This is a genomic window from Pseudomonas sp. THAF187a (genome assembly GCF_009363395.1).
Taxonomy (GTDB): Bacteria; Pseudomonadota; Gammaproteobacteria; order Pseudomonadales; family Pseudomonadaceae; genus Aquipseudomonas; species Aquipseudomonas khazarica.
The window spans coordinates 1,056,105-1,077,608 of sequence record NZ_CP045349.1 but is presented as its reverse complement, the minus strand read 5'-3'; the positions used below and the strand labels follow the sequence as shown (position 1 = coordinate 1,077,608).

Sequence of the window (21,504 nt, the reverse complement as noted above, 5' to 3'; positions counted from 1 at the left end):
GCGATTTTTCCCAGAGCCCCGTTGGAGATCCCAGCCCATGCCCACTCGCGAGATCCGCCATCCGCTGATCCGTCACAAGATCGGCCTGATGCGCCGCGCCGATATCAGCACCAAGAATTTCCGTGAGCTGGCCCAGGAAGTAGGCGCCCTGCTGACCTACGAAGCGACCAACGACCTACCGCTGGAAGCCTACGAGATCGAAGGCTGGGCGGGCGCCGTGCAGGTCGAGAAGATCGCCGGCAAGAAGATCACCGTCGTGCCGATCCTGCGTGCCGGCATCGGCATGCTCGATGGCGTGCTCAGCCTGATTCCCGGTGCCAAGGTCAGTGCCGTGGGCGTGGCGCGCAACGAGCAGACACTCGAGGCGCACACCTACCTGGAGAAGCTCGCACCGGAGATCGACTCGCGCCTGGCCCTGATCATCGACCCGATGCTGGCCACCGGCGGCTCCATGGTCGCCACCATCGACCTGCTGAAGAAAGCCGGCTGCAAGGACATCCGCGCCATGGTCCTGGTCGCTGCCCCCGAGGGCATCGAAGCGGTCGAGAAGGCGCATCCCGATGTGACCATCTTCACCGCCTCCATCGACCAGTGCCTGAACGAGCACGGTTACATCATCCCGGGCCTGGGCGATGCGGGCGACAAGATCTTCGGCACCAAGCAGAAGGACGCCTGACATGTCGCAGACGGAATTCAACGATCCGCTGTGGCGCCAGGGCATCTCCGGCGCACAGATGCTCTTCGTGGCTTTCGGCGCGCTGGTGCTGATGCCGCTGATCACCGGCATGGACCCCAACGTCGCGCTGTTCACCGCTGGCATCGGCACCCTGCTGTTCCAGCTGGTGACCAAACGCCAGGTGCCGGTTTTCCTCGCCTCCAGCTTCGCCTTCATCGCACCGATCCTGGCCGCCAAGGGCGAGTTCGGCCTGCCGGCCGTGATGGGCGGGATCATCGCCGCGGGTCTGGTCTACATCCTGCTGTCGGTGGTGGTCAAACTGCGCGGCCCGAGCTTCATCGACCGCCTGCTGCCGCCGGTGGTGATCGCACCGGTGATCATCTCCATCGGCCTGGCGCTGTCACCGGTCGCGGTGAACATGGCCATGGGCAAGGCCGGTGACGGCAGCGTGGAACTGGTGCCGTACCAGACCGCCATGCTGATCTCGATGCCGGCGCTGATCACCACCGTGCTGGTCGCCGTGCTCGGCCGTGGCATCTTCCGCCTGGTACCGATTCTCGCCGGCATCGCCGTTGGCTGCTCGATTGCCGCCCTGCTCGGCGTGATCGACAGCAGCGCCGTGAGCCAGGCCGCCTGGATCGCCATGCCCAACTTCATCGCGCCGGAGCTGCACTGGGGCGCCATCCTGTACATGGTGCCGGTCGCGCTGGCACCGGCCATCGAGCACATCGGCGGCGTGGTGGCTATCGGTAACGTCACCGGCAAGAACTTCGTGAAGAAGCCCGGCCTGCACCGCACCCTGCTCGGCGACGGCCTGGCCACCTCGGCCGCCGGCCTGTTCGGTGGCCCGCCCAACACCACCTACGCCGAAGTGACCGGTGCGGTGATGCTGACCAAGAGCTACAACCCGAAGATCATGACCTGGGCCGCCGTGTTCGCCATCGCCCTGGCCTTCATCGGCAAGTTCGGCGTGGCTCTGCAGAGCATTCCGGTGCCGGTGATGGGCGGCATCCTCTGCCTGCTGTTCGGCTCCATCGCGGTGGTGGGCCTGAACACCCTGATCCGCCATCAGGTCGACCTGTCTGAAGCACGCAACCTGATCATCGTCTCGGTGACCCTGGTCTTCGGCATCGGTGGCATGGTCATCGGCGGCCAGGAGTTCGCCCTGTCGGGGATCTCCCTGTGCGCCATCAGCGCGCTGCTGCTCAACCTGCTGCTCCCTGGCGGTGCCGGCTGGCGCAACCGCGACCTCGAAGACGCGTGACCCCGCCGTAAAGAAAAGCCCGCGACCAGGTCGCGGGCTTTTTCGTTGCAGCGGGCTCGCGACGGTCCTTACCAGCCGACGCCGAAGCCCAGGGTATAGCGGGTCTCGTCCAGATCGCCTTCGGCGCCGCTGACGATGTCCTTTTCCGCCTTCATGTTCAGCGATGCCCAGTCGGTGACCTTGTAGCGCAGGCCGACCTCGGCATCCAGGCTGTATTCGGCGGCGCCATTGAGTGGCCGGCCGACCTCACCGACGCTGAACAGCTGGACGGTCTTGCCGACCAGGTAGCGGTTGTAATCCCATTTCACGCTCAGCGCGTAGAAGCGGTCCTGCTCACCATTGCTGTAGCGGTAGTCGCTGCGGTTGGCCAGGGTGGCGACGGAGAAGGCACCCAGCTCGTCATCCCAGAACTGGTAGCCCGGGCCCGTACCGATGGTGCGCTGACGCTCGACCTCCTCGACGCGGTCGCGCTTGTACTCGAAGCGGCCCTGCCAGAACAGTTTCTCGTTGAGGAAGCGGTCCAGCGCGTACTCCGCACTCCAGTTGTCGGTGCTGACCACACCGTCCTTCAACTCACGGTTGTAGTCGGCCAGCGCGTTGTGCCGCCAGCGTCCGTGGCGCGCCTGGGTCTTGATGTCGACGTCGTAGTCGTCGGAGTCGCGCTCACCACGCTTGTAGTCCAGGCCGAGGTCGACGTTGCCCTTCCAGACGAAATCCTCCACCAGCGGCTTGGGCTTCATGATCTGCTCGATCTGCGCCAGCTCGACGGTCTTCGGCGCCTCGCCGTTGGCCAGGGTCACCTTGCCCGGCTCGGCGGCCAGCAGCGACTTGGCTCGTTCCCCCTCGAGCGGGCCGAGTTTGACCAGCAGCTCGTGATCACTTTCCAGGGTGGCGATCTTCTTCCAGTCCAGCGCAATGGAACCGCCGTAGTCGGTCTGCAGCAGCAGCCGGCTGCCGTCGAAGACGCGGATGGTGCCGGTGAGGCGGTCGCCGTTCTTCAACCAGACGGTATCGGCGAAGGAAGCGGAACTGCACAGAGCGATGCTCAGGCCAAGCAGGGACAGCGATGTAGAGCGAGACATAGGTTGGGCGAAGGCGTTGGTGGGCGAAGGCCGGGCATTATCCGCAAGCCCGGCGACAGAGCAACAGCTGACCCGCCGGAATACCCAGAGTTCAGCTTTATCTGCCGGACGGCGTTCCGCTGGGCGGCACTCCGTCGGGCGACACGCCGTCACCAGCCCACGCCGATACCGATCAGATAATGTCGATCGGCAACCGTCCTGCCCTGGCCACGCACCTGATCGAGCTCGTACAGCAGCGACAGGCGCGCCCACTGGTTGACGCGGTAGCGCAGGCCGAACTCGCTGTCGAGTACGTAGTCGATCTCGTCGATATGCGGAACCTGCAACTCGGCATTGGCGTAGAACTCGAAGCGGGTTCCCCACAGCAGGCGCTTGTAGTCCAGTTCCAGCGAGCTGGTATTGAATGCCAGGTCGTCGACATCCGATTCCAGGCGCACCCGGTTGAACTGGGCGATCAGGTCGAAGCGGCCGAGCTCGTCGTCCCAGAAGCGATACCCAGGGCCCGTGCCGACGATGCGCTGCCGCTGGATGGACTCGAACTCGTCCTCACTCTGCTCGATGCCACCACGCCAGAACCAGTGCTGGGTGAAGAAGCGGTCGAGATCGTATTCCAGCTCCCAGTTGTCCTCGACCTTCCTGCCGTTCTTGGTCTCGTGCTCCAGTTCGCCACTGAGCACATGGCGCCAGCGCCCGTGCTCCACGCGGGTGTTGCCCTTGAGCTTCCATTCATCGACATCGTTCTGGTTGCGCTTCATGTCCAGCTTGGCATCGAGGTTGCCCTCCCAGACGTTATCCTCCAGCAACGGTCGTGGCGGCACCAGGCGGGTGATCTGCGCCAGCGGCAGGGTGTATTCCCGCGCCCCCTGCACCCGGACCATTCCGCTGCCGGCGGCGGCCAACCTTTCGCTGCGTTCGTTGTCGAAACCGCTGCGACGCACCAATAGGGGCTTGTCCGAACTCAGGGTGTCGATATCCTTCCAGTCGATGAGCACCTGGCCGGCATAGCGGGTCTTGAGCGCCAGCTTGCCGCCGTCGAGCAGGATGATTTCGCCGCTGAGGCGGTCGCCATTGTTCAACCACACGGTGTCGGCCCAGGCCGGAGCAGCCAGGGCAATCAGGAAGCAGGCAAGCAGTACGCGCATGATAAGGACGAATCTCATGGGTAAATCGAAACCGCCAGAGTCTGCATGGCCGGGATCACCACCGGCAAGCGCGGAGGCGCGTCGCGAGGCACTGTATCTGGTGCTGGCGCAGATTCCGCAGGGCAAGGTCGTCAGCTACGGCGAGCTGGCTCAGCTGGCCGGCCTGGGCCGCGCAGCGCGCTGGGTTGGTCGCACGCTGAGCCAGTTGCCCGAAGGTACCCGTCTGCCCTGGCACCGCGTGATCGCCGCAGGCGGACGTCTGAGCCTGGCCGCCGGCAGCCCGTCGGGCGCCGAGCAGCGCGCGCGCTTGCGTGCGGAAGGCATCAGCATCCTGAACGAACGTGTGGATATGCGCCGCCACGGCTGGCGCCCGATGGAGCGCAGCAGTTAGAGTGCGCCCTACCAACCTCCCCCCGACCCAGACTCGAGCCTGATGCCACGCAAATCCTGGCGAGAAGCCCTCGCGACCTACGCCAACCCCGCCACCCTGGCCCTGCTGCTTCTCGGCTTCGCTGCCGGCCTGCCCTACATGCTGGTGTTCTCGACCCTGTCGGTGTGGCTGCGCGAAGCCGGCGTGGCGCGTGAAACCATCGGTTTCGCCAGCCTGATCGGCCTGGCCTATGCCTTCAAGTGGGTCTGGGCGCCGATGCTCGATCAGTGGCGCCTGCCGTTGCTGGGCAAGCTGGGACGACGCCGTTCCTGGCTGGTGCTGGCGCAGGGCCTGGTCGCCATTGGCCTGGTCGGCATGGCCAACTTCGACCCGCAGACGCACCTGTCGTCGCTGATCGCCCTGGCCGTGCTGGTCGCCTTCGCCTCGGCCACCCAGGACATCGCCGTCGATGCCTATCGCCTGGAGATCCTCGGTGACGAACACCAGGCAGCCCTGGCGGCCGCCTACATGACCGGCTATCGCGTCGCCGCACTGCTGGCGACGGCGGGCGCGCTGTACTTCGCCGAGGGCTTCGGCTCGACGGCGGACAACTACCGCTTCGGCGCCTGGACCGGCACCTACCTGGTCTTCGGCCTGCTGATGCTCCCCGGCCTGCTGACCTCCATCTGGATGCGCGAGCCACCAGCACCGCCACACATCCACGCGGCGCCACCCAAGCACGGTTTCTTCCACCAGTTGCTGGCGATCGCGACGGTCATCGTGCTGGTGATTGCCGTACCGACGATGTTCATCCAGTTCTACCAGAGCGACCTGGTGGCCATGCTGCTGGGTGAGGTCAGTGCGCAGGAGCTGCTCTACAACGACCGCGCCTTCCTCCGCGCCATGCTCTACAGCACCCTGGCCTGTGTCTGTGCGTCGGGGCTGTTCTGGGGCGGCCTGGCGCCGGTGCTGAAGACCGCTGCGGCGAAGTACGGCTTCTTCCATCAGTTGCTGTCCGTACTGCTGCTGATCATCCTGCTGATCTCCGTGCCGGCGATGCTCACGCAGTACTACGAAAGCGACCTGATCCTGCTGTTCCAGGGACAGATGAGTCTGCAGGAGCTGCTGTACTACGATCGCGCCTTCCTGCGTGCCCTGCTCTACACCCTGCTCACCGGTCTCTCCATCTCCAGCCTGTTCTGGGGCGGCATGGCCCCGGTGCTGACGCCGGTCAATGACTTCATCCTGCGCTATCGCTGGCAGGCCCTGCTGCTGCTCAGCCTGATCGCCACCTATCGCCTGTCCGACACGGTGATGGGGGTGATGGCCAACGTCTTCTACATCGACCAGGGCTTCAGCAAGGAACAGATCGCCAGCGTCAGCAAGGTCTTCGGCCTGGTGATGACCCTGCTCGGCGCGGGTGCCGGCGGACTGCTGATCGTGCGCTTCGGCATCATGCCGATCCTGCTGATGGGCGCGGTGGCCTCGGCAGCCACCAACCTGCTGTTCATGATGCTGGTCGGCATGGGCCCGCACCTGAACATGCTGATCGTCACCATCAGCTGCGACAACTTCAGCGCCGGCCTGGCCACCTCGGCCTTCGTCGCCTACCTGTCGAGCCTGACCAACCTGAAGTTCTCCGCGACCCAGTACGCCCTGCTCAGCTCCATCATGCTGCTGCTGCCGCGCCTGATCGGCGGCTACTCCGGAGTGATGGTCGAGCACCTGGGGTATGCGCAGTTCTTCTTCGCCACTGCGCTGATGGGCATACCGACGCTGATCCTGATCCTGATCCAGTGGCGACGCGACAAGCGCCAGCCGCAGGTCACCGCAACGCCGGCGAACGCGGAACAGGCCTGACCGACAGGCAAAAAGAAGCCCCGGACCTGCCGGGGCTTCTTCGTTGCGGCGGCTGCCTCACTCGGCCTTGGCCAGGTGCACCACGCGCTGCGGGAAGGGAATGCCGATCCCGGCCTCGGTCAGGCGCTCCTTGGCCAGCTCGGTGAAGGAGAAGGTCACCGGCCAGAAATCGCCGGTCGCCACCCAGACGCGCAGCGACAGGTTCACCGCGCTGTCGCCCAGCCCGGTGACGAATACGACCGGCTCAGGATCGAGGTGTACGCGCGGGTCCTTGGCGATCTCCAGCAGCACCTCACGGGCGCGCTTGATATCGCTGGAGTAGTCGATACCGACGTTGATGTCGGCACGCCGCCGCGGTTCACGCGAGTAGTTGGTGATGTGGCCGTTGGACAGGTTGCCATTGGGCACGATCACCACCTTGTTGTCGGCGGTCTTCAGCGTGGTGTGGAAGATCTGGATGTTGTCGACACTCCCGGAAACGCCCTGCGCCTCGATCCAGTCGCCGGCGCGGAAGGGCCGGAACAGCATGATCAGCACGCCGCCGGCGAAGTTCGCCAGGCTGCCCTGCAGCGCCAGACCGATGGCCAGGCCGGCGGCACCGATCATGGCGATGAACGAGGTGGTCTCCACGCCGACCATCGAAGCCACGCTGATCAGCAGCAGAATGCGCAGGACGATACGCACCAGGCTGCCGATGAAGCTGCCCAGGGCGCGGTCCACGTTACGCGCCTCGAGAATCCGCCCGATGCTGGCAGTGAGCTTGCTGATCAGCCACCAGCCGATCAGCAGGGTAATTACCGCCAGAGTCAGCTTGCCGCTGTACTCCAGCACGACTGGCAGCCAGGCCTCTGACAGCTTGACCAGTTCGTCGACGTTCATCTCCATGGAGGGCTCCTGTTTCCTGTGCATGAAACGAAACCGCCATGGCATGCCATGGCGGTCAAAGTGCTATCAACCTAGGGTGCGACGCCCGAGGGCCGCAAAAGGTTCAATCGCGGAAGTTGTTGTACTGCAGCGGCATGCCGAACTCGTGACCACGCAGCAAGGCGATGGCTTCCTGCAGGTCGTCGCGCTTCTTGCCGGTGACCCGTACCTGCTCGCCCTGGATGGCAGCCTGCACTTTGAGCTTGGCATCCTTGATATGGGCGACGATCTTCTTCGCCAGCTCCTTGTCGATGCCCTCGCGGAAGGTCACTTCCTGCTTCATCACCTTGCCGGACGCGTAGGGGTCCTTGGTTTCCATGCACTGGCAGTCGATCTTGCGCTTGATCAGGCTGTTGCGCACGATGTCGAGCACCTGCTCCAGCATGAACTCGGCCTCGGCCGTGATGGTGAGGGTCTTGTCCTTGCTTTCGATGCTGCATTTGCCACGCAGGTCGAAACGGCGTTCGAGTTCCTTGGTGGCGTTGTCGACCGCGTTGGTCAGTTCGTGTTTGTCCAGTTCAGACACGACGTCGAACGAAGGCATGAGTAGGCTCCTGATGGACGGCGCGATACTCTTCACGGAGTGAACGCGCCTGACTTGACGATAACTAAGACGCGCCCATTATAACCAGACTGATACACGCCGCTTGGCGTCCTTCCTATCTGCCTACGAGCCAGCCCCAATGCCAAACCCCCATCTCAGCATCCTGGTGGTGGATGATGCCAAGTTTTCCAGTGCCATGATCGGCCGCGCGCTCAGCCAGGCCGGCTATCAGGACGTGCGCTTCGCCAGCAGCGCCACGGAGGCCCTGCAGTTGCTCGAACAACGCCCGGCCAGCGTGCTCCTGGCCGACTGGCTGATGCCCGAGATCGATGGCCTGGAACTCACCGCGCGGGTGCGCCAGCTGGACGAGACCGCCGATCACTACACCTACATCATCCTGCTCACCGGCAAGGAAGGCGAAAACGTCCTGGGCGAGGCCTTCGACCGGGGTGTCGACGACTTCATCAGCAAGGCCGCGATGAACGAGCAACTGGTGCCCCGTGTCTACGCCGCGGACCGCCTGTGCAACACCCTGCAGCGCCTGCTGCATGAGAACCGCATGCTGACGCAGAACATCGCCAGCCTGGAACGACGCAATCTGATCGACCCCCTCACCGGCCTGGGCAACCCCCGCTACCTGCGCCAGAAGCTCACCGACAGCCTGCGCCAGGTCGAATCGCGCGGTGGTGCGGTGTGCTACCTGCTGATCGGCCTGCAGGAGGCCAGCCAGCTGCGCAGCCGCTACGGCGACCGCTTCTTCAACGAACTGCTGCACGGCGTGGCGCGGCGCCTGCAGCAGCTGGTCAGGCCGCTGGACGTGCTGACCCGCCTGGACGACAACCACTTCGGCCTGATCACCCTGCTCGAAGACCTGCACGAATGCTCGCCCAGCAGCTTCAAGCGGCTGCACGAGGGCCTGAACCTCAAGGCCTTCAAGACCAGCGAAGGCTTCATCACCCTGAAAGCCGGCATCAGCCTGGTCGGCCTGGACGCCAAGGCCCTGCCCACTACTCCCGAGCAGCTGCTCCAGCACGCGGAAACACTCCTGGCCGATTCCTACGCCAGCGGTCGGGTCGCCGCCGTGCGCCTGCCGCTGCCGTGACCTGGCACATCCTCGGCGCAGGCAGCCTGGGCAGTCTCTGGGCCACGCGCCTGGCCCGCGCCGGCCTGCCGGTCCGCCTCATCCTGCGCAGCCCGCAACGCCTGGCGGCCTATCGCGCTGCAGGCGGCCTGACCCTGATCGAGGCGGGCCAGCGCAGCCAGTACGCGATTCCCGCCGAGCTGGCAGAGGCCGACACGCCGATTCATCGCCTGCTCCTGGCGTGCAAGGCCTACGACGCCGAACCCGCAGTGGCGAGCATCGCCTCGCGCCTGGCAGCGGACGCCGAGCTGCTGTTGCTGCAGAACGGCCTGGGCAGCCAGGATGCCGTGGCGCAGCGCCTGCCCCGGCAGCGTTGCCTGTTTGTGTCCAGCACCGAGGGCGCGTTCCGCCCCGCCGACTTCCAGGTCGTGTTCGCCGGCAATGGCCACAACTGGCTGGGCGATCCGCGCGACCCTCTGCCGCCCACCTGGCTGGACGAGCTGCAGCGTGCCGGCATCGCCCATCAATGGAGCCCGGACATCCTCACCCGGTTGTGGCGCAAGCTGGCGCTCAACTGTGCGATCAACCCGCTGACCGTGCTGCATGACTGCCGCAACGGGGGGCTGAGCGAGCACCCCGCAGAAGTGGCTGCGCTCTGCGCGGAACTGACCGAGCTGCTGCAGTGCTGCGGTCAACCGGCGGCGGCGCAGGACCTGCACGCCGAGGTGCAACGGGTGATCAGCGCCACGGCGGCGAACTACTCCTCCATGCATCAGGACGTGGCCCAGGGCCGCCGCACCGAGATCACCTACCTGCTGGGTCATGCCTGCGCGACCGCGCAGCGGCACGCCCTGCACCTGCCGCACCTGAGCCACCTGCAGCAGCGCCTGCTGCGGCACCTGCGCGAGCGCGGGCTGCCGCTGGACTGAGTGCCGGGTGAGTGCAACCCGCCACTCACCCCGGCCTGACGTGGCAATGCCCCGGCAGCCGCGTTAACCTGCCGCTTCCATCCGCGACCACGACACGCCCATGAGACTGCGCCAACGCCTCGACAACCTGCCGGTCGGCCGCAAACTGCTCGCGGCGCTGCTGGTGTTGCTCGCGGCGGTCCTGCTGGTCGCCAACCTGGCCTTCATCAGCGCCGCCTACTGGATCACCCAAGAGAGCATGGCGCCTCAGGCCCTGCACACGCTCGCCCGGCTCATAGCCAGCCCGGCGCTGAGCAAGGAGGCCTTGCACTCGCCCGCCTCCGCCCAGGCGCTGCTCAAGCGCCTGGATGAATACGCTCCGCTGCGCGCCGCCGTGATCTACGACAGCAACGGCACCAGCCTGGCGCAGCTGCAACGCGGGGAAAAACTGCAGTTGCCGGAGCAGCTGAGCGAACTGCAGAACTGGCGCAACACCGCCTTCCGCACCAACCTGCTGGTGGACCTGCCGCACCCCAGCGGGCGCCCTGGCGCGCTGCTCCTGGTCGCCTCCAGCGAGCTGCCCGGTGCGTTCTACACCGGCACCCTGACCGCAAGCCTGGTGATCCTGGCCTTCAGCGTGCTGCTCTGGCTGCTGGTGGCCAAGCAGATCAGGCGCCTGGTGACCAAGCCGATCCGTCGCCTCGAGGAATTGTCACGCCAAGTGACCCGCGAAGAGAACTACGCCCTGCGCGCCACCCGCGGCAACCGCGACGAGATCGGCAGCCTGGCCGAAGCCTTCAACACCATGCTGATGCGCATGGAGGCACGCGAGCAGCAGCTCAGGCGTGCCCGCGACGATGCCCAGCAAGCCTTCGACCAGGCGCAGAGCCTGGCCGAGGAAACCCGTCACTCCAACCGCAAGCTGGAGCTGGAAGTCCAGGTGCGCGGCAAGATCGAGAAGAAGCTCACCGGCTTCCAGAACTACCTCAACAGCATCATCGACTCCATGCCCTCGGCGCTGATCGCCCTGGACGACATGCTCTACGTCACCCAGTGGAATCAGGAGGCCAGCGCCCTGTCCGGCACGCGCCTGGATGAGGCGCTGAACCAGCCGGTATTCCTCGCCTTCCCGCCGCTCAAGCCGTTTCTCGCGCAGCTCAAGCGAACCGCCGAACAGCACAAGGTGGAAAAGATCGAGCGCGTCACCTGGCACAAGAACGAGGAACCCCGTCACTACGCCCTGACCTTCTATCCGCTGATGGGCAGCGCCGGCCGTGGCGTGGTGATCCGCATCGACGACATCACCCAGCGCCTGGCGCTGGAGGAAATGATGGTGCAGTCGGAGAAGATGCTCTCCGTCGGCGGCCTGGCAGCGGGCATGGCGCACGAGATCAACAACCCGCTCGGCGCCATCCTGCACAACGTGCAGAACATCCGCCGGCGCCTGTCCGCCGACCTGGAGAAGAACATCGAACGGGCCGAGCAGGCCGGCGTCAGCCTGGAGGCCATCCAGCACTACATGGATGCGCGGGAAATCCCCCGCCTGCTCGACGGCATCCAGCACGCCGGGCAGCGCGCCGCCAAGATCGTCAGCCACATGCTCAGTTTCAGCCGGCGCAGTGATCGTCAGCTGTCGCCCTGCGAGCTGCCGGCGCTGATCGACCAGGCGCTGGAGATCGCCGGCAACGACTTCGACCTGGCCGACGGCTTCGACTTCAAGACCCTGCAGATCGAACGCCACTTCGAAGCCGGCCTGGGCCCGATAGCGGGCACCGCCAACGAGCTGGAGCAGGTGCTGCTCAATCTGCTGAAGAACGCCGCGCAGGCCATTCACCAGCGCGACGACGACAGCGAGCCGGGGCGCATCATCCTGCGCACCCGGCAAACGGGGCAATGGGCGGAAGTGCAGGTGGAGGACAACGGTACGGGCATGAGCGAGGTGGTGCGCAAGCGCATCTTCGAGCCCTTCTTCACCACCAAGGAAGTCGGCCAGGGCACGGGCCTCGGGCTGGCCGTGTCCTATTTCATCATCACCAACAACCACAAGGGGCAGATGGAAGTGCATTCCACGCCGGGCCAGGGTACCTGCTTCACCCTGCGCCTGCCGCTGGCCACCCTGCTCGACAGTACAGGACACTGAACCATGGGTTTCCGCCTCTCCAAGATCTACACCCGCACCGGCGACCAGGGAGAAACCGGCCTGGCCGATGGCCGTCGGGTCGGCAAGGACCATCCGCGCATCGAGGCCATCGGCGAGCTGGACAGCTGCAACAGCCAGCTTGGCCTGCTGCTGGCCGAACTGGACGAGGCGAGCGCCACCTGGCCCGGCCTGCGGGAGGTCAGCGATGCGCTGCGCCCGTGCCAGCATCGCCTGTTCGACCTTGGCGGCGAACTGGCGATGCCCGACTACCAGGCCCTGCAGCAGGAGGAAGTGGAGCGCCTGGAAGTGGTGATCGACCGCTGGAACGAGGAAGTCGGCCCACTGCAGAACTTCATCCTCCCCGGCGGCTCGCGCCTGATCGCCCAGGCCCACGTCTGCCGCAGCTTCGCCCGCAGCAGCGAACGCCGCTGCCAGCACCTCAACGCCGTGGAGCCGCTGCGCGCCGTCGGCCTGGCCTACGTCAACCGGCTGTCCGACCTGCTGTTCGTCGCTGCGCGCCTGATCGCCAGGCGCCAGGGCATCGCCGAGATCCTCTGGCAGGCTGCCGAAAAGCCCTGAACCGCGACTACAGGGCGGCGCCTGGCCAGAACGCGCGGATACCGGCGACACCCTGCGCGCCGACCTGCCAGGCGCGTTCGATGTCGCTCGGGCCAACGCCCCCCAGCAGATAGGCCGGCAGGTTGCAGCCCGCGAGCAGCTCGCTGGCGGCGTCCCAACCCAGGGGTTGTGCCTCGGGGTGGGTGGCGGTGGCCTGTACCGGCGACAAGGTGACGAAATCCACCCCCATCTGCGCGGCCAACGCCAGTTCCTCGGCGGCGTGGCAGGATGCAGCCAGCCAGCGCTGCTCCGGGAAGGGCCGCCCACCCGCCGCATACTTGCGCAGCTGTTCGGCCGTCAGGTGCCAGCCGGCAGCGGGGAAGTCTCCCAGCCACTCCAGCGGCCCCTTGAGCATCAGTTGCGCCTTGCCTGCGCACAGCCCCTGCACGTCCACCGCCAGGTCGCGGTACTGCGGGTCGAACATGTTCGGCGCGCGCAGCTGGATCAGCCGTACGCCGGCGTCCAGGGCCTTGCGTACGCCGGCGAGCAGCTCGGCGGACTGCAGCCCGTCCGGGGTGATCAGGTAGCGCTCAGGCAAGCGTGCAGCGGCGACTATCGGCGTGTTGGCAGCGGGAAACTCGTACTCCAGCAACTGCCGCTCGCTGACCCAGGCCAGCGGCTGTCCCTCGGCACCGTGGGGCTCGCCGGTGAACGCCGTGACCTCCCAGACATCCAGCAGGACCTGCTTGTCCGGATAGTCATGGCGAATCTGGATAAGCGGACGGCTGGCCGTCGGGCAGATCGCCAACTCCTCTTCCAGCTCGCGAGCCAGGGCCACGCTCACCGCCTCGCCCGCTTCCACCTTGCCGCCGGGAAACTCCCACAGGCCACCCTGATGCTTGTCCTCGGGGCGCCTGGCGATCAGGATGCGCCCATCGACGCCCCGAATCACCGCTGCCGCGACATGCACACGCTTCACCGCTTTACCTCCTGCAATGCTGCCTGGTACCAGCGCTGAAACGCTGGCCAGCGATAGATGGTTTCGACATAGGCCGCCGCCGCTGTCGGCAATGCCACATGGTAACTGCGCAGACGCGCGGCGACCGGCGCATAGAAGGCGTCGGCGATGCTGGCCGGGCCGAACAGGTAGTTGCCCTTGGCCGCGAAGCGCTCGCGACAGCCCGCCCAGATCGCGCAGATGCGATCGATGTCGGCCTGGGCGTCGTCCGGCAACTCGGTCAGCGCCTGGTCGCGTGCCAGGTCCATCGGCAGGTGGCTACGCAGGGCGATGAAGCCACTGTGCATCTCCGCGCAGACGCTGCGCGCCAACGCCCGGGCCTGGCGCTCCGCCGGCCACAGCTGAGCCTCGGGGTAGCTTTCGGCCAGGTATTCGGCAATCGCCAGGGAGTCCCACACCGGCCCCTGCTCGGTGATCAGCACCGGCACCTTGCCGGTGGGCGAATGGCGCAGCAGTTGCGCACGGCTGTCCGGCTGGTACAGGCGCACCAGCACCTCGTCGCAGACCGCGCCCGACAGATCCACCGCCAGCGCGGCGCGCAGCGACCAGGAGGAGTAGTTCTTGTCGCCGATCACCAGTTGCATTGCCATATCGCGTCTCCCGAGCATTCCATCGTTGAAGTCAGCCGACGTTAAGAGCCCGCTCGCCCAATAGCAAATTCCCGCGCGTCATGGGCTCATGAGGCGCGGGAATAGCAGGAAAACGACAGGCGAGGGACGAAACTCCCAGGCGGTTGCCGCCTAGGCTCTGACGCTCATCGCTGCCTCTGTCAGGTGCGATATTCGGCGTTGATCTTCACGTACTCGTGAGACAGGTCGGTGGTCCAGATCGTCTCGCTGCAGGCACCGCGGCCGAGTTCGATACGGATGGTGATCTCCTCCTGGGCCATCACCGCCGCGCCCTGCTCTTCGGTGTAGGTGGTCGCACGGCAGCCCTTGCTGGCGATGCAGACCTCGCCCAGGAACACGTCGATCCTGCTCACGTCCAGTTGCGGCACGCCGGCATAGCCCACCGCCGCGAGGATGCGCCCCCAGTTCGGGTCGGAAGCGAACAGTGCGGTCTTGATCAACGGCGAATGCGCCACGGCATAGGCCACGTCCAGGCATTCCTGGTGCGTGCCGCCACCGTTGACCTGCACGGTGACGAACTTGGTCGCCCCCTCGCCGTCACGCACGATGGCCTGGGCCACTTCCATGAACACCTCGAATACCGCCTGCTTGAGCTTGCTGAACAGCTCGCCGGAAGCCTCGGTGATTTCCGCCAGCGCGGCCTGGCCGGTGGCGATCAGCATGCAGCAGTCGTTGGTGGAGGTATCGCCGTCGATGGTGATGCGGTTGAACGACTTGTTCGCCGCATCGCGCACCAGGTCCTGCAGCACACCCTGGGCGATCTGGGCGTCGGTGGCGATGTAGCCGAGCATGGTGGCCATGTTCGGACGAATCATGCCGGCGCCCTTGGAGATACCGGTGACGGTCACCGTCACGCCGTCATGGGAGAACTGGCGGCTGGCCCCCTTGGGCAGGGTATCGGTGGTCATGATGCCGGTGGCGGCGGCTTCCCAGTTGTCCGCCTTGAGATCGTCGAGAGCGGCCTGCAGGGCGGACTCGATCTTCTCCACCGGCAGCGGCTCGCCGATCACGCCGGTGGAGAACGGCAGCACGGCGTTCTCCGTGACGCCTGCCAGTTCGGCCAGGCGCGCGCAGGCACGACGGGCACGGGCCAGACCGTCGGCACCGGTACCCGCGTTGGCGTTGCCGGTGTTGGTCAGCAGGTAACGCACCTCGCCGCCCAGGCGTTCGCGGGTGACCAGCACCGGCGCCGCGCAGAAGGCGTTGGTGGTGGTGACCCCGGCGATCCGCGAACCTTCGGCACAGCGCATCACCACCACATCCTTGCGCCCCGGTCGCTTGATGCCGGCAGAGGCAATGCCCAGTTCGAAGCCGGGAACCGGATGCAGGGTAGACAGCGGGCCAAGACCAACAGCCATGAGATGCGCTCCTTCAAATAGATGGTGATCGCCTCGAGGCGACCGAATGAGATGGTAAAACGCCGCGAACGGTCGAACCGTTCGCGGCGCTGTCAGGGCGCTGGCAGCATAGCCGAAGCGCCCGCTACTGCAAGCGACGGGATCAGCTGATCTGGCCGTGGCAGTGCTTGTACTTCTTGCCCGAACCGCAGGGGCACGGCTCGTTGCGACCGACCTTCTGCTCGCTGCGCACCGGAGCGGAGGCCACCGCGACGTCGCCCTCTTCGGCGTTGCCTTCGTCAGCGGCCAGCGCCGATGCATCGGCGTGCTGGAACTGCATGCGCTCGGCCATGGCCTCGGCCTCGCGACGCAGGCGGGCTTCCTCTTCCGCCGGGTCCTCGCGGCGCACCTGGACGTGGCAGAGCACACGGATGGTGTCGCGCTTGATCGACTCCAGCAGTTCCTGGAACAGGGCGAAGGACTCGCGCTTATATTCCTGCTTGGGGTTCTTCTGCGCGTAACCACGCAGGTGGATGCCGTGACGCAGGTGATCCATGGTGGACAGGTGGTCCTTCCACAGGTCGTCGAGCACGCGCAGCAGAATCTGTTTCTCGAAGGTGCGCAGCGCTTCGGCGCTGGCCTGGGTTTCCTTCTCGTTGTAGGCAGTGATCAGCTCGGCGAGGATGCGCTCGCGCAGGGTTTCCTCGTACAGCTTGTCGTCTTCGTCCAGCCATTGCTGGATTGGCAGCTGGATGCCGAAATCGCTCTGCAGCGTCGACTCCAGGCCTGCGATATCCCACTGTTCCGGCATCGACTGCGGCGGGATATGGCCGTTGATGGCGGCGGTCAGCACTTCCTCGCGGAACTCGGCGATGGTGTCGCCAACGTTCTCGGCAGCCAGCAGGCTGTTGCGCATGTGGTAGATCACCTTGCGCTGCTCGTTGGCCACGTCGTCGAACTCGAGCAGCTGCTTGCGCATGTCGAAGTTGCGGCCTTCGACCTTGCGCTGGGCCTTCTCGATGGCATTGGTGACCATGCGGTGCTCGATGGCCTCGCCGGACTGCATGCCGAGGGCCTTCATGAAGTTCTTCACCCGGTCGGAGGCGAAGATGCGCATCAGGTTGTCTTCCAGCGACAGGTAGAAGCGGCTGGAGCCCGGGTCACCCTGGCGACCGGCACGGCCACGCAGCTGGTTGTCGATACGACGCGACTCGTGGCGCTCGGAGGCGATCACGTGCAGGCCGCCGGCTTCGATCACCTGCTGGTGGCGCTTCTGCCACTCGGCCTTGATCTGCGCGACCTGCTCGTCGGTCGGGTTCTCCAGTGCCGCGACTTCCACTTCCCAGTTGCCACCGAGGAGGATGTCGGTACCACGACCGGCCATGTTGGTGGCGATGGTCAGCGCACCTGGGCGGCCGGCCTGGGCGATGATCTCGGCCTCCTTGTCGTGGAACTTGGCGTTGAGCACCTTGTGCTCGATGCCTTCCTTGTTCAGCAGCTGGCTGACGTACTCGGAGGTCTCGATGGTCGCGGTGCCGACCAGGATCGGCCGGCCCTGGGCCTGGCAGTCCTTGATGTCGGCGATGATCGCCTGGTACTTCTCTTCCTGGGTCAGGTAGACCAGGTCGTTGAAGTCCTTGCGCGCGATCGGCTTGTTGGTCGGGATCACCATCACGTCCAGGCCATAGATCTGGCGGAACTCGAACGCTTCGGTATCGGCCGTACCGGTCATGCCGGACAGCTTGTTGTACAGGCGGAAATAGTTCTGGAAGGTGGTCGAAGCCAGCGTCTGGCTCTCGGCCTGGATGTTCACCCCTTCCTTGGCCTCGATGGCCTGGTGCAGGCCTTCGGACAGGCGACGCCCCGGCATGGTACGGCCGGTGTGCTCGTCGATCAGGATCACCTGGCCGTTCTGCACGATGTATTCGACGTTGCGGTGGAACAGCGTGTGCGCGCGCAGGCTGGCGTAGACGTGGGTCAGCAGGCCCAGGTTGTGCGCGGAGTACAGGCTTTCACCCTCGGCCAGCAGGCCGGCGGCGGTGAGCATTTCCTCGACGTACTGGTGCCCCGCTTCGTTCAGCTCGACCTGGCGCGACTTCTCGTCGACCTTGTAGTGACCTTCCTGGGTCACCACACCCTCTTCTTCCTCGATGTGCTGCTTGAGGCGCGGGACCAGCTTGTTGATCTCGATGTACAGCTTGGAGCTGTCTTCGGCCTGGCCGGAGATGATCAGCGGGGTACGGGCTTCGTCGATGAGGATGGAGTCGACTTCGTCGATCACGGCGAAATTCAGTTCGCGCTGGAACTTGTCTTCCAGGCTGAACGCCATGTTGTCGCGCAGGTAGTCGAAACCGAATTCGTTGTTGGTGCCGTAGGTGATGTCGGCGGCGTAGGCAGCGCGCTTGTCTTCGGGCGGCTGGAACGGGGTGACGATGCCCACGCTCAGGCCGAGGAATTCGTACAGCGGACGCATCCAGTTGGCGTCGCGGCGGGCCAGGTATTCGTTGACCGTGACCACGTGCACGCCCTTGCCGGACAGTGCGTTGAGATAGACGGCCAGGGTGCCGACGAGGGTCTTGCCCTCACCGGTACGCATCTCGGCGATCTTGCCCTCGTGCAGGGTCATACCGCCGATCAGCTGCACGTCGAAATGGCGCATGCCCATGACCCGCTTGCCGGCCTCCCGGGCCACGGCGAAGGCTTCGGGCAGCAGTTGGTCGAGGGTTTCGCCCTTGGCCAGACGGGCCCTGAACTCTTCGGTCTTGCTCCGCAGCTGATCATCCGAAAGGGCGATCATCTGTTCTTCAAGGGCGTTGACGGACTGCACCGCCTTGAGCATGCGTTTGACTTCACGCTCATTCTTGCTTCCGAAAAGTTTTTTCAACAGAGGCGCAAACATATCGACAGGACTTCCGGCGAATGGATTGAGGTCGGCGCAAATCGCGACCTGGCAGCCAGCATGGCTGCGGGCGAAGGGGGCATTCTACCCGGAAAAGCCGGGGAGGAAAGTGACGTTGTCAGCCGATCGCTACCGCGTGATGGCACAGACAGCACAGGTCCCCGGACCAGCCCGGAAACACGGCCTGGCCCTATAGATGGGGACGATTGCGAACAATTCAAGAGAGGGCAGGCGCCGCTCGATCACTCGACGCCACTGGTACGCGCGATGTACAGCGCCGGGTTGACCTGACGGCCGTCCTTGCTGACTTCGAAATGCACGTGATAGCCCGTGGAACGGCCACTGCGACCAACCTTGGCGATGGTCTGACCGCGCTGCACCAGGTCACCGATCTGCACGGTGTTGCTCTGGTTGTGCGCGTAGAGGGTGACGTAACCGTCGGCGTGGCTGATCTCCACCACATTGCCGTAGCCGTTCTTCTTGCCGGAGAAGGTGACGATGCCGGCGGCCACCGACATCACGTCGCTACCCGGCTTGGAGGCGAAATCGATGCCCTTGTGCACGCTGACCCGCCCGGTCAGCGGATGGATGCGGCTGCCGAACGGCGACGACACATAGCCCTGCAGAACGGGACGACCGGAAAGGGTCTCGGCCTCGTTCAGGCGGCGCTCGCCGAGCAACTGCTCGAGCACTTCCAGTTGCTGCTCGCGGCTGTCCACGCGCAGCGCCAGCTCATCCAGCGCATTCATGAACGGCGGCGGCGAATAGGCCGAGGCGCCGAGCGCATCTTCCGCGCCACCCTGGCCGACGCTGAGGGAGAAATCGAATTCGCCGGCATCCAGCTCGGCCAGCTCGGTGAGGCGCTCACCCAGGGCATCGAGACGCGTCAGTCGTGCCTGCAGCTCCGCCACATGCGCGGCGAAGGCGTCCAGCTGACGCTGCGCGTCCTGGCGCACCGCGCCAACCTGCTTGCGCTGCTGATCCAGCGCCTCGACCAGCGACGTGTCGACCACCGGTTCCGCGGTCAACCACTTGGCACCCAGCGCGGCGCCGGCGCCCAGGCTCAGTGCCAACGCCAGGAAAGCGGCCAGCAACAGCCAGCGCAGATCCAGGTTGATCGTTCGCGCCGAACCATGGCGGCTATTGAGTAGGATGATTTGCATGGCTTCCCCTCTCGCGGAGCACTATCGGCAGCACGCTCTGCTACCATGACCGCTCTGCAACCTAAGGCCTCCTGCCATGACGTTTCGTCCCTTGCCGGCCCAGGCACCCGCTACGCTGCTACGCGAAGCCAAGCCCCTGAAAGCGCTGTTCGGTCAGGCCCAACGCCTGACCAACCTGCAGCGTCTTGTGGAAAGCCAGCTACAACCGGCGGCCCGGGAACACTGTCATGTAGCGTCCTGGCGTGACGGCTGTCTGCTATTGATCGTGACCGATGGCCACTGGGCAACACGCCTGCGTTATCAGCAAAGAAGGCTGCAACGACAACTACAGGCACTCGAAGAATTCGCGACCTTAACGAAAATACTGTTCAAGGTGCAACCTTCGACAGGTCCGAATCGTGGAACCGTTCGCAGCGTTCGCCTGTCCAATAGCGCCGCACAGAGTATCCAGGCGACGGCCGAGGGCATCAGCGACCCCAGCCTGAAGGCCGCCCTTGAGCGCCTGGCAAGCCGCAGCGACAGCCAGACGCCCTGACCCGGAACTACTGCGTACCCTTGCGCCGCAGGCTGGCGGGGGTGAAGTAACTCGCCGGCGGCGGCGACAGATGGTACTGGCGCGGCGCCTTCTCGTTGTTGCGCAGACCGATCACCGTATAGCTGCGGGCGATCAGGTCGTGGTAGACGATGTTCACCGGGGCGATGACCGGCACCTCGTAGGCATTCTTGGTGAACGCCAGGTTGACGTGCCACAGCTCGCCACGGGCGTCGTAGTTCTCCACCATCAGGGCGTACCAGCTGTCTTCGTCGAGGTAGAAGCGGCGCTTGGCGTGCACATGGCGCTGGCCCGGACGCAGGGTCGCCTCGACCACCCACACGCGGTGCATCTCCCAGCGGGTCAGGTCGCTGTTGAGGTGGCCCGGTTTGACCAGCTCAGCGGCGTCCATGCCCGGTTTCTCCATGGCGTAGTTGTGGTACGGCACCAGCAGCGAACGCTTGCCGACCAGCTTCCAGTCGTAGCGGTCGGTGGCACCGTTGTACATGTCGGTGTCATCGGCGTAGATGCCATCGATCGGCATGTCGTAGGCCAGGGTCGGCGCACGCCGCACACGGCGCTGGCCGGGGTTGTAGATCCACGCCGAGCGCGGCTCGGCGACCTGGTCGATGGGCTCGTGCACCAGCAGCGCGCGGCCCACGTCGCGCGACGGCGGCAGCAGTTCGCTGGCGAAATAGTAGAGGCGATTGCCCAGGCTCCCGGCGTCCTTCTTCGGGTCGTAGTAGCTGGACAGCAGCTGGATGCGCTCGCGCAACAGCGAGTAGCTGCCGCTGGTGGTGACCTGCGCGGTCACCGCCACCTCGTCGGTGTAGCGCGCCTGCCAGCGGGCGATGTGGTTCCAGATCGCCTCGCGGCCATCGGCCGGGATCGGGAACGGAATGCCGCCATAGGCGCCCACCAGGCCGTAGCCGGAGTCGCTCAGTTCGGCCTGCTGCGCATTGACGGCGGTGTTGCGGTAGATGTCCTCCGGAGCGGAAAAGCTGCGGTGGCTGGGGTAGACCGGCAGCTTGAAGGTCTGTGGATAGGCCTTGAGCAGCGCCTTGACGCCGTCGCTGAGGTTGTCCGCGTCGGCCTGCATGGTGCTGGCGTCGATCACCCGCAGCGGCGTTTCCTCGGCATAGGGATCGACGTGGAAGCTGCCCGGGCCGCCATAACCGGCCGGCGCCTGCGTCATGCCACCGGTCCACTGCGGAATGCCCTTGGCCGCATCGCCCTGGCGCTCGGCGCCGAAGGGGGTCAGCGTGCCCTGCAGTTGCGCCGCCTGTTCGGCACTCACCCTGGCCTGGGCTGCCAGGGGCAGCAGCAGGCCGAGGGAACACAGGACCGTACAGGTCCGTAGAAGGGTTCTGGTCATTG

18 protein-coding genes and 1 pseudogene are annotated in these 21,504 nt (G+C 65.5%); 9 read left to right on the top strand and 10 right to left on the bottom strand.

Features of this window, described 5'->3' with window-relative positions; genetic code table 11:
• Window positions 1-37: 37 nt before the first annotated feature.
• Window positions 38-676, top strand: a complete 639-nt coding sequence (gene upp / locus FIV02_RS04920) for a uracil phosphoribosyltransferase (protein WP_037046710.1) — start codon at window positions 38-40, stop codon at window positions 674-676.
• A 1-nt stretch (window position 677) separates the two neighbouring features.
• The gene (locus tag FIV02_RS04915) at window positions 678-1,940 is read left to right on the top strand and encodes a uracil-xanthine permease family protein (protein WP_037046707.1); all 1,263 of its coding nucleotides are present in this window, start codon (window positions 678-680) and stop codon (window positions 1,938-1,940) included.
• A gap of 68 nt (window positions 1,941-2,008) precedes the next feature.
• Here the strand turns inward: FIV02_RS04915 and FIV02_RS04910 are convergent, their stop codons facing one another.
• Window positions 2,009-3,022 carry a DUF481 domain-containing protein gene (locus FIV02_RS04910; protein ID WP_037046705.1) on the bottom strand — a complete coding sequence of 338 codons (1,014 nt, stop codon included), beginning with the start codon at window positions 3,020-3,022 and terminating at the stop codon, window positions 2,009-2,011.
• 149 nt (window positions 3,023-3,171) lie between these two features.
• The gene (locus FIV02_RS04905; protein WP_152490088.1) at window positions 3,172-4,164 is read right to left on the bottom strand and encodes a DUF481 domain-containing protein; all 993 of its coding nucleotides are present in this window, start codon (window positions 4,162-4,164) and stop codon (window positions 3,172-3,174) included.
• Between FIV02_RS04905 and FIV02_RS04900 the strand changes: the two genes are divergently transcribed.
• On the top strand, window positions 4,163-4,555 hold the full coding sequence (locus tag FIV02_RS04900; protein WP_172979127.1) for an MGMT family protein: 393 nt from the start codon (window positions 4,163-4,165) through the stop codon (window positions 4,553-4,555). The genes FIV02_RS04905 and FIV02_RS04900 overlap by 2 nt on opposite strands.
• Before the next feature lie 42 nt (window positions 4,556-4,597).
• On the top strand, window positions 4,598-6,394 hold the full coding sequence (locus tag FIV02_RS04895; RefSeq protein WP_152487958.1) for an AmpG family muropeptide MFS transporter: 1,797 nt from the start codon (window positions 4,598-4,600) through the stop codon (window positions 6,392-6,394).
• A 57-nt stretch (window positions 6,395-6,451) separates the two neighbouring features.
• Here FIV02_RS04895 and FIV02_RS04890 read toward each other — a convergent pair whose 3' ends face one another.
• Window positions 6,452-7,279: a mechanosensitive ion channel family protein gene (locus FIV02_RS04890; protein ID WP_037046694.1), complete on the bottom strand. Its 828-nt coding sequence runs from the start codon at window positions 7,277-7,279 to the stop codon at window positions 6,452-6,454.
• A gap of 103 nt (window positions 7,280-7,382) precedes the next feature.
• Entirely contained in the window at window positions 7,383-7,862 is a 480-nt protein-coding gene (locus FIV02_RS04885) for a YajQ family cyclic di-GMP-binding protein (RefSeq protein ID WP_037046692.1), read from the bottom strand.
• A gap of 136 nt (window positions 7,863-7,998) precedes the next feature.
• Here FIV02_RS04885 and FIV02_RS04880 point away from each other — a divergent pair.
• The 4 genes and pseudogenes from FIV02_RS04880 to FIV02_RS04865 all read left to right on the top strand — a co-directional run.
• Window positions 7,999-8,964: pseudogene (locus tag FIV02_RS04880) on the top strand (response regulator); the annotation flags it as partial.
• A complete protein-coding gene (locus FIV02_RS04875) occupies window positions 8,961-9,872 on the top strand; it encodes a putative 2-dehydropantoate 2-reductase (protein WP_152487957.1) in 912 nt (303 codons plus the stop codon). The pseudogene FIV02_RS04880 and the gene FIV02_RS04875, both read left to right, overlap by 4 nt.
• A gap of 100 nt (window positions 9,873-9,972) precedes the next feature.
• Complete coding sequence (locus FIV02_RS04870; RefSeq protein WP_152487956.1) at window positions 9,973-11,991, top strand: HAMP domain-containing sensor histidine kinase; 2,019 nt, start codon at window positions 9,973-9,975, stop codon at window positions 11,989-11,991.
• 3 nt (window positions 11,992-11,994) lie between these two features.
• Window positions 11,995-12,570: a cob(I)yrinic acid a,c-diamide adenosyltransferase gene (locus FIV02_RS04865; protein ID WP_152487955.1), complete on the top strand. Its 576-nt coding sequence runs from the start codon at window positions 11,995-11,997 to the stop codon at window positions 12,568-12,570.
• A 7-nt stretch (window positions 12,571-12,577) separates the two neighbouring features.
• Here FIV02_RS04865 and FIV02_RS04860 read toward each other — a convergent pair whose 3' ends face one another.
• The 5 genes from FIV02_RS04860 to FIV02_RS04840 all read right to left on the bottom strand — a co-directional run bounded on the left by FIV02_RS04860 (window position 12,578) and on the right by FIV02_RS04840 (window position 19,595).
• Window positions 12,578-13,528, bottom strand: a complete 951-nt coding sequence (locus FIV02_RS04860; protein ID WP_152487954.1) for a Nudix family hydrolase — start codon at window positions 13,526-13,528, stop codon at window positions 12,578-12,580.
• The gene (locus tag FIV02_RS04855) at window positions 13,525-14,157 is read right to left on the bottom strand and encodes a glutathione S-transferase family protein (RefSeq protein WP_152487953.1); all 633 of its coding nucleotides are present in this window, start codon (window positions 14,155-14,157) and stop codon (window positions 13,525-13,527) included. Before FIV02_RS04855 ends, FIV02_RS04860 begins: the two co-directional genes overlap by 4 nt.
• Before the next feature lie 179 nt (window positions 14,158-14,336).
• Window positions 14,337-15,554, bottom strand: coding sequence for a bifunctional glutamate N-acetyltransferase/amino-acid acetyltransferase ArgJ (argJ, locus tag FIV02_RS04850; protein ID WP_152487952.1), 1,218 nt, complete (start codon window positions 15,552-15,554; stop codon window positions 14,337-14,339).
• Between the two features lie 142 nt (window positions 15,555-15,696).
• Window positions 15,697-18,432 carry a preprotein translocase subunit SecA gene (gene secA / locus FIV02_RS04845; protein ID WP_152487951.1) on the bottom strand — a complete coding sequence of 912 codons (2,736 nt, stop codon included), beginning with the start codon at window positions 18,430-18,432 and terminating at the stop codon, window positions 15,697-15,699.
• Between the two features lie 242 nt (window positions 18,433-18,674).
• Entirely contained in the window at window positions 18,675-19,595 is a 921-nt protein-coding gene (locus FIV02_RS04840; RefSeq protein WP_037046670.1) for a M23 family metallopeptidase, read from the bottom strand.
• Between the two features lie 76 nt (window positions 19,596-19,671).
• Here FIV02_RS04840 and FIV02_RS04835 point away from each other — a divergent pair, with 76 nt between their 5' ends.
• Window positions 19,672-20,130, top strand: a complete 459-nt coding sequence (locus tag FIV02_RS04835) for a DUF721 domain-containing protein (RefSeq protein WP_037046666.1) — start codon at window positions 19,672-19,674, stop codon at window positions 20,128-20,130.
• 7 nt (window positions 20,131-20,137) lie between these two features.
• Here the strand turns inward: FIV02_RS04835 and FIV02_RS04830 are convergent, their stop codons facing one another.
• Entirely contained in the window at window positions 20,138-21,502 is a 1,365-nt protein-coding gene (locus FIV02_RS04830; RefSeq protein ID WP_152487950.1) for a DUF1329 domain-containing protein, read from the bottom strand.
• Between the last annotated feature and the right edge of the window lie 2 nt (window positions 21,503-21,504).

Coding starts and splice junctions, on each gene's coding strand:
- argJ (WP_152487952.1), bottom strand. CDS start 15,554: ATGGCTGTTGGTCTTGGCCCGCTGTCTACCCTGCATCCGGTTCCCGGC.
- FIV02_RS04855 (WP_152487953.1), bottom strand. CDS start 14,157: ATGGCAATGCAACTGGTGATCGGCGACAAGAACTACTCCTCCTGGTCG.
- FIV02_RS04840 (WP_037046670.1), bottom strand. CDS start 19,595: ATGCAAATCATCCTACTCAATAGCCGCCATGGTTCGGCGCGAACGATC.
- FIV02_RS04915 (WP_037046707.1), top strand. CDS start 678: ATGTCGCAGACGGAATTCAACGATCCGCTGTGGCGCCAGGGCATCTCC.
- FIV02_RS04890 (WP_037046694.1), bottom strand. CDS start 7,279: ATGGAGATGAACGTCGACGAACTGGTCAAGCTGTCAGAGGCCTGGCTG.
- FIV02_RS04870 (WP_152487956.1), top strand. CDS start 9,973: ATGAGACTGCGCCAACGCCTCGACAACCTGCCGGTCGGCCGCAAACTG.
- FIV02_RS04905 (WP_152490088.1), bottom strand. CDS start 4,164: ATGCGCGTACTGCTTGCCTGCTTCCTGATTGCCCTGGCTGCTCCGGCC.
- upp (WP_037046710.1), top strand. CDS start 38: ATGCCCACTCGCGAGATCCGCCATCCGCTGATCCGTCACAAGATCGGC.
- FIV02_RS04835 (WP_037046666.1), top strand. CDS start 19,672: ATGACGTTTCGTCCCTTGCCGGCCCAGGCACCCGCTACGCTGCTACGC.
- FIV02_RS04865 (WP_152487955.1), top strand. CDS start 11,995: ATGGGTTTCCGCCTCTCCAAGATCTACACCCGCACCGGCGACCAGGGA.
- FIV02_RS04885 (WP_037046692.1), bottom strand. CDS start 7,862: ATGCCTTCGTTCGACGTCGTGTCTGAACTGGACAAACACGAACTGACC.
- FIV02_RS04895 (WP_152487958.1), top strand. CDS start 4,598: ATGCCACGCAAATCCTGGCGAGAAGCCCTCGCGACCTACGCCAACCCC.
- secA (WP_152487951.1), bottom strand. CDS start 18,432: ATGTTTGCGCCTCTGTTGAAAAAACTTTTCGGAAGCAAGAATGAGCGT.
- FIV02_RS04900 (WP_172979127.1), top strand. CDS start 4,163: ATGATAAGGACGAATCTCATGGGTAAATCGAAACCGCCAGAGTCTGCA.
- FIV02_RS04830 (WP_152487950.1), bottom strand. CDS start 21,502: ATGACCAGAACCCTTCTACGGACCTGTACGGTCCTGTGTTCCCTCGGC.
- FIV02_RS04910 (WP_037046705.1), bottom strand. CDS start 3,022: ATGTCTCGCTCTACATCGCTGTCCCTGCTTGGCCTGAGCATCGCTCTG.